The sequence below is a fragment of the Kitasatospora sp. LaBMicrA B282 genome (assembly GCF_050325825.1).
In the GTDB taxonomy this organism is placed as follows: Bacteria; Actinomycetota; Actinomycetes; order Streptomycetales; family Streptomycetaceae; genus Kitasatospora.
In genome coordinates, this window is the sequence record NZ_JBNQTI010000037.1 from 1 (window position 1) to 10,706 (window position 10,706).

Consider the following 10,706-nt stretch of genomic DNA (forward strand, 5'->3'; position numbering starts at 1 on the left):
GCGCCGGCCCTGCGGCGCCCGGCCGCGGTCCGTCGCCGGTCGTGCGCGGTCGTGCCGAGCGGCCCGGCGCGCCGAGCAGCCGCCGAGCCTGCGTGGGCCGTGGCGGTGCCGACCGCTACAGCTGCCCGCGGACCATCCGGATCAGCCGGTCCAGCACCTTGCCCCCGCTGACCCGCAGGCCGTCGTGCTCCCACTCGTTGGTCACCCAGGTCCGCAGTCCGCGCACCGCGTCGGCGGTCGCCAGCGAGTCGGCGGTGTCGACGTACATGTCGTCGTGGTAGACGGCGGCGACCACCGGGACCTGGTTGCCCGCCAGCACCGCGGGCGCGTAGAGGTCGGGCCAGTCCGTGCGCTCGGCCAGCAGGTGCGCCGTCTCCTGCAGCGGGCGCAGCGCCGGGTCGGTCTCGAACATCCAGGGGTAGATCATCTCCCCGGTGAAGCGCACCGGGGTGCCCTCCTCCAGCGCCCGTGCCGCGTCGTACTCGGGGAATTCGGCGAGCACCCGCTGCGCCGCCCAGCCGGTCGACCCCGGGTCCACCGACCGCTGCCCGTAGATGGACTCGTGCAGCACCGCGTAGAGCGGCCCGTCGGCGAAGGAGAGCTTCGCCTGGGCGCCGGCCAGGAAGCTGTCGGACAGCTCCAGCCCGGCACTGCCCCGCACCCAGGCGTCCTCCAGCAGGTAGTGGAGCGTGTCGGAGCCGCCACCGGCGCCGAGCAGCATGCCGAGCGACTGGAAGGCGGGCACGGTCAGCAGCCCGCCGCCGGGCAGTTCGGCGGGCGAAGCGGCCAGGTGCTCGACGATCCGGCGCACCGCCTCCACGTCCTGCGGGTAGCGCGCGTAGTGCCCGGCGTTCTTCCGGGACACCCGCGGGTAGGCGGCGCGGTAGACGTCCGCGGCGCTGCTGCGCAGGCCGGCCAGGCCACCGGTGACCAGGGCCTCGCGCAGCCCCTCGGGGGCGAGCGACAGGTAGGTCAGGGTGCAGAAACCGCCGAAGCTCTGCCCGAGCAGGCTCCACTGGCCCTGCTCGCCCAGCAGCTGGCGCCTGATCAGCTCGGCGTCGCGGACGATCGAGTCGGCCCGGAAGAAGGACAGGTACTCGGCCTGTTCGGCCGCGCTGCCGCGCAGCGGCAGGGTCTGCCGGGTCGCCGGGGTCGAGCGCCCGGTGCCGCGCTGGTCGAGCAGCAGCACCCGGTAGTCGTCCAACGCCCGGTCCAGCCAGCTGTCGCGGCCCAGCGGCCGGGGGGACTTGCCGCCCGGGCCGCCCTGCAGGAAGAGCAGCCAGGGCAGCTCGGCGCGCTCCTTGCCGGCCGCGACCACCTCGCGGGCGTAGACCTCGATCTGCTCGCCGTTCGGCGCCGTGTGATCCAGCGGCACCTGGAAGAGGTGGTCGGTCAGGACGGCGCCCGGCTGTCGGATCACGACGGACATGAGACTCCTTCGGCTGTGCTCGGTGCGGCGGGTGCGCGCGGGGTTCCGGAACCGCCGGTGCCGGCGACGCCTCCCGAGCCGCGCCCGGGCGCCCACCGGCACCGTCCTATGCACTTCCCGGTGAGGGCGGTGCCACCTCGGCACCGTATCCTGACGCCGAGTGAGCGGCAGCGGCGCCGTCCGACCACGGCCGTTCGGCCGGTTCCCCCGTCCGCCGCGCGGTCCGCACCGGTGGCTGTGACCGGGACAGCGGGGCGTCTGCCGGGCCGGCTCGACCGTGCGACGGGGCGTGACCTGTGCCCCGGGCGTCGCGTTCACTCAGAGGGGCGCCGCCGAGCCCGTCGCGGATGGTGGCGCCGTCCATGGGGGCGCGGCAGGCCGGTGGGACCGGACCAGACCCAGGGTGCGTACGGCACCGACCGGTCCGGTGCGCGTGAGACAGAGACCAACCACGGCGGTCGCGGCCTGCGGGCCCGCCCGGCCGGTCGACCAGAGGAGTGCCCGGTGACGGCCCCCAGGCCAGCCCAGACCGCGCTGCCGCCCGAGACGGTCGGCGGCTCCCGGACCGCTCCCGGGCGGCCCGAGCCGACTCCCGGCGGCCCCACCCGCCCGCCGGCCCCGGCCCGTCGGCTGCCGGCCGTCGCCCATGCGGACGTGCTCTGCGTCAGCGCCCCCGCGATGGCCGCCTCCGGCACCGACGGTCAGCTGCGCGGCTCCGGGCTGCACGGTTTCTTCCGCGCCGGCGTCCGGGCGCTCAGCCGGATGGAGCTGCGGCTCGGCGGGATCGAGCCGCTCGCGCTGCAGGGCGACCTCACCTCGGCCGCCCGGGCCCGGTTCGTCGGTGCGGTCCGGGTGCCCGGCGAGCTGGATCCGGACCCGGCGATCACCGTGGAGCGGCTGCGTCACGCCGACGGCACCGAGACGATCACGGTGCGCAACGCCGGCGCCCGCCCGGCCCGGCTGCCGCTGGAGATCACGCTCGGCACCGATCTGGGCGGCCTCGCCGAGATCGCCGCGGGGGCCCGGCCGCCGGACGTCCCGGGCCAGGTCCAGTCGGCGGGCCTGCGCTGGCTCGGTCGGGGCCACAGCGCCACCGTCAGCGCCAAGCCCTCCCCGCACGCGGTGCTGGCCGGCGCCGGGGTGCTCCGCTGGGACCTCGAAGTGCAGCCCGGCGCCCGCTGGTCGGTGGAGCTGCGGGTCGAACTGGAGTCCGCGGCCGCTGTCACCGCCCGGCCGCCGATCGGCCGCGGCGCCGGTGTGCCGGCACCGTGGACCGACGCGACGGTCCGGTGCGACGACGCCCGTGCCGAGTTGCTGCTGACCCGCTCGCTGGACGCCCTCGACAGCCTGCTGCTGGCCGACCCCGACCGCCCGACCGACCTCTACACGGCCTCCGGCGCACCCTGGCGGTTCGGCCTCGCCCCGGCCGACGCGCTCTGGGCGGCCCGGTTCACCCTGCCGCTGGGCACCAGGCCGGCCGCCGGCACGCTGCGGGCGCTGGCCCGCCGGCAGCAGACCACGTCGAGCGGCCCCGGCAAGGGGGAGGGGATCATCCCGGGACCGCTGCGCCACGCGGGCCCGGAGCTGCCGCCCTCCTGCACCGCCACCGAGGCCACCCTGCTCTTCGTCACGGTGCTGGCCGAGGCCTGGCGCTGGGGGATGCCCCGGCAGGAGGTGGCGGAGCTGCTGCCGGCCGCCGAACGGGCCCTGACGGCGCTGCGGGTCACCACCGAGAACGGCCTGATCGACGGCTTCGTCACCGACCTGGGCCGGCAGTCCGACGACCGCACCGGGCAGCCCGCCACGGCCCGCTGCGAGGTCCAGGCCCAGGCCCACCGGGCCGCCCTGCACGGGGCCGAGCTGCTGGAGGCCTTCGGTCGGCCGGGCGCCGCAGCCTGGCGGGACTGGGCCGAGGGCCTGCGCAGCCGGTTCCGCGAGCGGTTCTGGGTGGACGACCTCTCGGGCGGTCGGCCCGCCGCCGCGCTGACCGCCGACGGGCGGCCGCTGACCGCGGTGGCCGCCTCCCTGGTCCACCTCCTCGATCTCGGGCTCTCGGCCGAGGGCGCCGCGCTGCCCGGGCTGCTCGACCGGGAACAGACCAGGCTGCTGGCGCACCGGCTGATCGCCCCCGAGCTGGAGTGCGGGTGGGGCCTACGCACGCTCAGTGCCAAGTCGCCGCGCTTCAACCCGCTGGGTCACCGCAGCGGCGCGGTCCGGGTGCAGGAGACGGCGCTGGCCGTGGTGGGCCTGGCCGAGGCCGGGTTCGAGCGGGAGGCCGGGGTCCTGCTGGAGGGGCTGCTCGCCGCCGGCGCCCACTTCAGCGGTCGGCTGCCGGAGATGTACGCGGGCGAGCAGCGGCTGCCGGACTGCCCACCGGTGCCGCATCCGGCGGCCTGCCGCCCGGCGGCCGGCTCCGCCGCAGCCGGCGCTCACATGGTGCTGGCCCTCGCCGGGGTGCGCCCGGACGCGCCGGCCAAGCGGGTCGTGGTGCGGCCCGCCAGCACCGCGCCGCTCGGCGAGCTCGAACTCTCCGGCCTGCGGGTGGCGGGGGAGCCGTTCGCGGTCCGGGTCAGCCGGATCGGGGTGGCAGTGGTGGAGGAGGCCTCCGCGGAGCTCCAGCTGGGCGCTCGCTGACGCACTGTCACAACCCGGCGGGCGCGGTGGTCCGGTGGGCGACCGGCCGGCCGCCGAGCCCGGCCCGGGGAGGCGGCCGGCGGGGGCGGTGCCGTGCGTGGTGCGGTCGGTTCGTGCGGGGCGGGTGGTGGTGATTGCGTTCGTTCTGGTGTTTATCGTCAGAAAGACGACTATGATCGGGGCCATGTCGCGCTATGACCCGTCGGCCTTTCCCCCGTTCGCAGTCACGGTCGACCTCGTGGTGCTGACGGTCCGGGAGCATGAGCTCTGCGCGCTGCTGGTGCGCCGGGGCGAACCGCCCTTCCAGGGGTACTGGGCCCTGCCCGGCGGCTTCGTGCGCCCGGACGAGGGGCTCGGCGAGGCGGCCTCCCGCGAGCTGGCGGAGGAGACCGGGCTGCGGGCCCACTCCAACAGCACCGGTCAGATCGCCTCCGGTGCACACCTGGAGCAGCTCGCCACCTACGGGCACCCGCAGCGCGACCCGCGGATGCGCGTGGTCAGCGTGGCCCACCTGGCGCTGGCACCCGACCTGCCCACCCCCAAGCCGGGCGGCGACGCCCGGGGAGCACGCTGGGCCCCGGTCTCCGAACTGCTCGGCCCGGAGGCGACGGCCCGCGAGCCGCTCGCCTTCGACCACGCCCTGATCCTGGCCGACGGCGTGGAGCGGGCCCGCTCCAAGATCGAGTACTCGGCGCTGGCCACGGCCTTCTGCGCCGAGGAGTTCACCGTCGGCGAGCTGCGACGGGTCTACGAAGCGGTCTGGGGCGTGGCGCTGGACCCGCGCAACTTCCACCGCAAGGTCACCGGCACGCCCGGCTTCCTGGTGCCCTCCGGCGGCACGACGACCCGTCAGGGCGGGCGCCCGGCCCAGCTCTTCACCGCCGGCGGCGCCACCGTGCTCAACCCGCCGATGCTGCGCCCGGAGTCCTGAAGCTCGGAGTCGTGGGCCTGGAGACCCGGCGCCCGGGTGAACGCTGGGCGAACGCTGGTCCGGCTGCTGTCCCCTGATCGAGTGAGGCGGGTCGTCGCGTCGTCCGCGCCGCCTGCCCAATGCCCGGAATCCCCCGACGCTCGTCCTAGGGTGCTGAGTCCGAAGCGGCGCCGGCCCCGGCCGACCGCGCCGCCATGGCAGCCGGAGCACGTGGGAGCAGCCAGCGATGATCCAGGTCAACGGACTCACCAAGGTCTACCGCCGCGGCCGCCGGCCGGCGTTGCTCGACCTCGGCTTCGACACCGGCCCCAGCACGGTCACGGCGCTGCTCGGCACCGAAGGCGCGGGCAAGACCACGGCGCTGCGGCTGATGGTGGAACTGGAGCGCGGCAAGGGCGTGACCCTCTTCGACGGGCGCCCGTACCGCAAGCTGCGCCGACCCGAGCGCGAGGTCGGCGTCCTGCTGCCCACCGCACACCGCCAGCCCGGCAGCCTCGGCCGCACCGCCCGCGACCACCTGCGGATGCTGGCCGTCCAGCTCGGGGCGCCCGTCCGGCGCGCGGACGAGCTGCTGGAACAGACCCGGCTGGCCGGTGTCGCCGAACACCGGCTGCGCACCTTCTCCCCGGGCATGGTGCGCCGCCTCGCCCTGGCCGCCGCTCTGCTCGGCAGCCCGCGCGCACTGCTGCTCGACGCCCCGGCCGAGGGACTGTCGCCGCGCAACGCCGAGTGGCTGCACGCCTTCGTCCGCGCTTTCTCGGCCGGCGAGGGCTGCTGCGTGGTGGTCACCACGCGCAGCCCCCAGGAGGCGGCCCAGCTGGCCGACCGGGTGGTGACGCTGGACGCCGGTCGGGTGGTCGCGGACCAACCGGTGGCCGAGTTCCGGCGGACCAGGCTGCACCCGGAGGTGGCGGTCCGCGGCCCCCAGATGGCGCGGTTGGCCGACCTGCTGCTGGCCCAGGGCGCCCAGGTCCGTCAGGACGGCAGCGCCCGCCTCGCGGTCAGCGGGCTGGGCCGCACCGAGATCGGCGAACTCGCCTACCGCAGCGGCATCCTGCTGCACGAGCTCGCCGACCGGGTGGTCGAGCAGCCGCCGCCCCGGGCCGGGTTCCCGGTCGCCGTCCGCGGCGGCGGCATCCCCGCGGTCCGGGTGCGCCGCGACGCCCCCTCGTCGACCGGGGTGCGAGCCGCCGCCGTGCCGACCGGTCGTCCCGGCGCGGAGGCCCAGCCGCTGCCACCGGGCCCGCCCACGATCCCCCTGCCCCCTGTGCCGTCGGCCGCGCCGGTGGCCGCCGCCGCACGCGTCCCCGCCGGCGCCTCGCCCAGCGGCACCGTGACCGCACCCCCGGGCAGCGCCGGCGCCACCGCGGCCTCCGCCGCACCCGCACTCGTCACGAACGCAGCCCCGGCCCCGATCCCCACCGCCCCCACCCCCGAGCCGATCCCGCAGCCCCTGACCGGGCCCGACCACTGGAACGGATGATCGCGTGCGCGCACTGGCCTACGAAGGGCGCCGCCTGCTGGGCCTCCGGTCGAGCTGGCTGATCCTCGCCACCGCCCTCGCCGCCGGCGGGGCCCTGGTCGCCGTGCTGGCCCGGCACCAGCCGTCCGGACCACTCGCCGCGCCGGCCGCGGCCCACCTGGTCACGGCGACCGTCCCGCTGCTGGCGCTGCCGCCCGCCGCGCTGGCGGCGGGGCTGCTCGGCGCGCTGGCCGCGGCGCACGAGGTCCGCTGCCCGGGACTGCCGGCCGCCCAGGTCCGCTACACCGCCCGGCTGCGCCTGCTGCTCGCCAAGCTCGCCGTCACGGGTACCGTCGCGGCCCTGCTCGGGGTGGCCGCGCTGCTGGTGAACGTGCTCACCGTCCGGCTGGCGCTGCCCGTCCCCGACGTCCGGCGGCTGACCGCACTGACGGCTGTTCCGTCCCGGGCCCCGTTCACCGTGCAGGCGCTGTCCACCGACCACCACGCGGCGCTGCTGCTCGCGGGCTTCGTGGCGCTGACCGTGGCGACCGGTTGGACCGGCGTGCTCACGGTGACGCTGACCCGCAGCGCCCTCGTCGGCCTGCTGCTGCTGGGAGCGCTGCCGACCCTGGTGGCCCGGCTCGCCCTGCCCACCGCGCTGGACCTGCTGCACCACCAGGGCGCGGACTGGGCGCCGACGCACCTGGCGCGGGCGCTCGCGGTGGTCCTGCTCCCGGTCGCCGTCCTGCTGGGCGGCTGCCTGCTGGCCCAGACCCGCCGCCGCTCCTTCTGACCACCGCCGTCCACCCCGGTCCCCAGCCCGCTTCCGGCCCCGCTGTCGACCCCGCCTCCGCCCCGCCGTCCCACCTTTTTCCCGCCCTTTCCCGCCCTGTCCCGTCCCCGCCTTCCGGGCCGCCGATCCGCCCCCGTCCTCCGGGTCGGCGCAGCCCTCAACTCGCTGCCCGGAATGGCCCTTTCTTCCTGATAAGAAGTCAATTATCCGGCCACGGGCGATCACCCTTTCGTGTGCTTTTCACGAGAATCCTCAAGTCGGGCCCACGGATCGCCGACAAAGGACGTGTGAGTACCCTTGCGCACCCCACCATGACCGTCGCCCGCACCGCCGAGGCCCCCGCGCCCGGCGCCGCCGCCGAGCTGGACCGCTTCTCCTACGCCGATCGGCCGACCCCGCCGATCCCCCGTTGGGAGGGGTCGGAGAGCGATCTCGCCCGGGTCGGCCGCAAGACCACCAGCAGCCGCGGTCGCGGCCTGCACGGCCAGCTGGTCCAGCAGCTCGGCCAGATGATCGTCTCCGGTGACCTCGGTGCCGACCGCCCGCTGGTCCCCGAGGAGATCGGCCAGCGCTTCGAGGTCTCGCGCACCGTGGTGCGCGAGTCGCTGCGCGTCCTGGAGGCCAAGGGCCTGGTCAGCGCCCGGCCGAACGTCGGCACCCGGGTGCGCCCGGTCGGCGACTGGAACCTGCTCGACCCCGACATCATCGAGTGGCGCGCCTTCGGCCCGCAGCGCGAGGAGCAGCGCCGCGAGCTGTTCGAGCTGCGCTGGGCGATCGAGCCGCTGGCCGCCCGGCTGGCCGCGGGGCACGGCCGCGAGGACATCCAGCAGCGGCTGGCCGAGATGACCGAGATCATGAACCACGCCGCGGCCCAGGGCGACCTGATCACCTTCTCCCGGGCCGACGCCGAGCTGCACGCCCTGATCCTGCAGATGGCCGGCAACCGGATGCTGGAGCACCTCTCCGGCATCGTCGGGGCCGCCCTGCAGGTCAGCGGCGGTCCGGCCACCGCCTGCGAGCGGCCCTCGGACACCTCGGTCAGCGTGCACGCCCGGCTGGTCGACGCGATCGGCACCGGGGACGGCACCGCCGCCGAGGCGGCCATGCGCGCGCTGCTCACCGTGCACCCGGACGTCGAGCACGCGGTGCCCGCGCCCCGCGAGCACTGAGCGGGCGGACACGAGCGCAGCGGACCCTGGCAGTGCCCTCCGGACCCCGTGGCCGACGCCACAGCGGCAGCCGGAGGGCCCGCCGCCCGGTGACCGGGACCACACCCCGGCCGACCCGGCCCCACCCGAACGGGCTGCCGACCCCGGCTCGGGAGAGCGCCCCGGGACGCCCCGGGACCCCGCACGACGCCTTGGAACGCCCCCCGACACCGCAGGGACGCCCCACCGGAGCCCGGGGACGCCCCGCGCCACCCGGCGGTGACCCCCGTCACCGGGGACGATCGCCGCGCGACACTCGGAAACGCCGCGACCGGCCGCCCGGCGAGCCCGTCGGCCAGTGATCGGGAGAGCGTGTGACCTGCGCCACGAGCGGCATGCGTAACACTTGGGGAGCGGCAGCGATGTGTACGGAGCGGAAGCAGCTCCGGAATACCCGCGTCATGTCAGAATGCTGTGTTGGTCTGCGGCGCTGCTGCCGTCCCGCAAACCCAGCATCCCGCAAGCCCAGTCCTCAAGTCCGAGCCGGTCGGAACCACACGTGCCCCGCTGCACGTGCCTCTTCCTCGCCCTCTCGGGCGGTCCGGTACGGGTTCGAGTCCACTCTTCGTCCGAGAGGTTGTTCGTGTCGGCCAGCACATCCCGTTCGCTCCCCCCTGAGATCGCAGAGTCCGCGGCACTGCTGGCGCTCATCGAGCGGGGCAAGGCCCATGGGCAGATCGCCGGTGACGACGTGCGTCAGGCCTTCGAGGCGGACCAGATCCCGGTCACCAAGTGGAAGAACGTCATGCGCAGCCTCAACCAGGTGCTGATTGAGGAGGGGGTGGACCTCATGGTCAGCGCGGCCGAGCCCACCGCCGCCAAGCGCAAGAGCGTCGCCGCCAAGAGCACCACCAAGCGCACCGCGACCAAGGCGGTCACCACCCGCACGCCGGCCGCGCCGACCAAGCCCCCGGTGCGGATCGCGCCGGCCGCGACGGTGGCCCCGGCCGCGGTCTCCTCCGTGGTCTCGGTCACCTCGGTTTCCGTGGAGGCGCCGGTGGACGAGCCGGTCATGGCCGAGTCGGGCGCCGCGGTGGCGAAGAAGGCCGCCGCCCCGGCCAAGAAGGTCGCGGCGAAGAAGACCGCTGCCGCCCCCGCCAAGAAGGTCGCGGCGAAGAAGACCGCGGGCAAGTCGGAGAAGGGCGACGAGGAGCTGCTCGGCGACGAGGAGCTGCTCGAGGACGCGGCGCTGCCCGGCGGCGCCAAGGCCGAGGGCGAGGGCGAGCCGGAGGAGGAGTCGGAGGGCTTCGTCCTCTCCGACGACGACGAGGACGACGCGCCGGCCCAGCAGGTGGCCGTCGCCGGTGCCACCGCCGACCCGGTCAAGGACTACCTCAAGCAGATCGGCAAGGTCCCGCTGCTCAACGCCGAGCAGGAGGTCGAGCTCGCCAAGCGGATCGAGGCCGGCCTGTTCGCCGAGGACAAGCTGAGCCAGGCCGACAAGCTCGCCCCCAAGCTCAAGCGCGAGCTGGAGATCATCGCCGAGGACGGCCGCCGGGCCAAGAACCACCTGCTGGAGGCCAACCTCCGCCTGGTGGTCTCGCTGGCGAAGCGTTACACCGGTCGCGGCATGCTCTTCCTGGACCTGATCCAGGAGGGCAACCTGGGCCTGATCCGTGCGGTCGAGAAGTTCGACTACACCAAGGGCTACAAGTTCTCGACCTACGCGACCTGGTGGATCCGCCAGGCGATCACCCGCGCGATGGCCGACCAGGCCCGCACCATCCGCATCCCGGTGCACATGGTCGAGGTCATCAACAAGCTGGCCCGCGTCCAGCGCCAGATGCTCCAGGACCTGGGCCGCGAGCCCACCCCGGAGGAGCTGGCCAAGGAGCTCGACATGACCCCGGAGAAGGTCATCGAGGTCCAGAAGTACGGCCGCGAGCCGATCTCGCTGCACACCCCGCTCGGCGAGGACGGCGACAGCGAGTTCGGTGACCTGATCGAGGACTCCGAGGCGGTCGTGCCGGCCGACGCGGTCTCCTTCACCCTGCTCCAGGAGCAGCTGCACTCGGTGCTCGACACCCTGAGCGAGCGCGAGGCCGGCGTGGTCTCGATGCGCTTCGGTCTGACGGACGGTCAGCCGAAGACGCTGGACGAGATCGGCAAGGTCTACGGGGTGACCCGTGAGCGCATCCGCCAGATCGAGTCGAAGACCATGTCCAAGCTGCGCCACCCCTCGCGCTCCCAGGTGCTGCGCGACTACCTGGACTGATCGGCGCGGCCGGGCGCAGTGGCGCCCGGCCGAC

The 10,706-nt window shown here is 75.2% G+C and carries 7 protein-coding genes; 6 read left to right on the plus strand and 1 reads right to left on the minus strand.

Going from position 1 to position 10,706, the window contains the following annotated elements; genetic code table 11:
- Positions 1 to 115 precede the first annotated feature (115 nt).
- Positions 116 to 1,429, minus strand: coding sequence for an alpha/beta fold hydrolase (locus tag ACQRUO_RS13205; RefSeq protein ID WP_428316044.1), 1,314 nt, complete (start codon positions 1,427 to 1,429; stop codon positions 116 to 118).
- A gap of 678 nt (positions 1,430 to 2,107) precedes the next feature.
- On the opposite strand from ACQRUO_RS13205, the gene ACQRUO_RS13210 reads away from it, so the two are divergent.
- The 6 genes from ACQRUO_RS13210 to ACQRUO_RS13235 all read left to right on the plus strand — a co-directional run bounded on the left by ACQRUO_RS13210 (position 2,108) and on the right by ACQRUO_RS13235 (position 10,672).
- Complete coding sequence (locus tag ACQRUO_RS13210; protein WP_428316086.1) at positions 2,108 to 4,063, plus strand: amylo-alpha-1,6-glucosidase; 1,956 nt, start codon at positions 2,108 to 2,110, stop codon at positions 4,061 to 4,063.
- A 184-nt stretch (positions 4,064 to 4,247) separates the two neighbouring features.
- Positions 4,248 to 4,994, plus strand: a complete 747-nt coding sequence (locus ACQRUO_RS13215; RefSeq protein ID WP_428316045.1) for an NUDIX hydrolase — start codon at positions 4,248 to 4,250, stop codon at positions 4,992 to 4,994.
- A gap of 226 nt (positions 4,995 to 5,220) precedes the next feature.
- On the plus strand, positions 5,221 to 6,477 hold the full coding sequence (locus ACQRUO_RS13220) for an ATP-binding cassette domain-containing protein (RefSeq protein ID WP_428316046.1): 1,257 nt from the start codon (positions 5,221 to 5,223) through the stop codon (positions 6,475 to 6,477).
- A gap of 4 nt (positions 6,478 to 6,481) precedes the next feature.
- Positions 6,482 to 7,249 (plus strand): hypothetical protein, encoded by a 768-nt coding sequence (locus tag ACQRUO_RS13225; protein ID WP_428316047.1) that lies wholly within the window; start codon positions 6,482 to 6,484, stop codon positions 7,247 to 7,249.
- Positions 7,250 to 7,482: 233 nt separating this feature from the next.
- Positions 7,483 to 8,418 carry a FadR/GntR family transcriptional regulator gene (locus ACQRUO_RS13230; RefSeq protein ID WP_428316048.1) on the plus strand — a complete coding sequence of 312 codons (936 nt, stop codon included), beginning with the start codon at positions 7,483 to 7,485 and terminating at the stop codon, positions 8,416 to 8,418.
- Positions 8,419 to 9,040: 622 nt separating this feature from the next.
- Positions 9,041 to 10,672, plus strand: a complete 1,632-nt coding sequence (locus ACQRUO_RS13235; RefSeq protein WP_428316049.1) for an RNA polymerase sigma factor — start codon at positions 9,041 to 9,043, stop codon at positions 10,670 to 10,672.
- Positions 10,673 to 10,706: the final 34 nt, after the last annotated feature.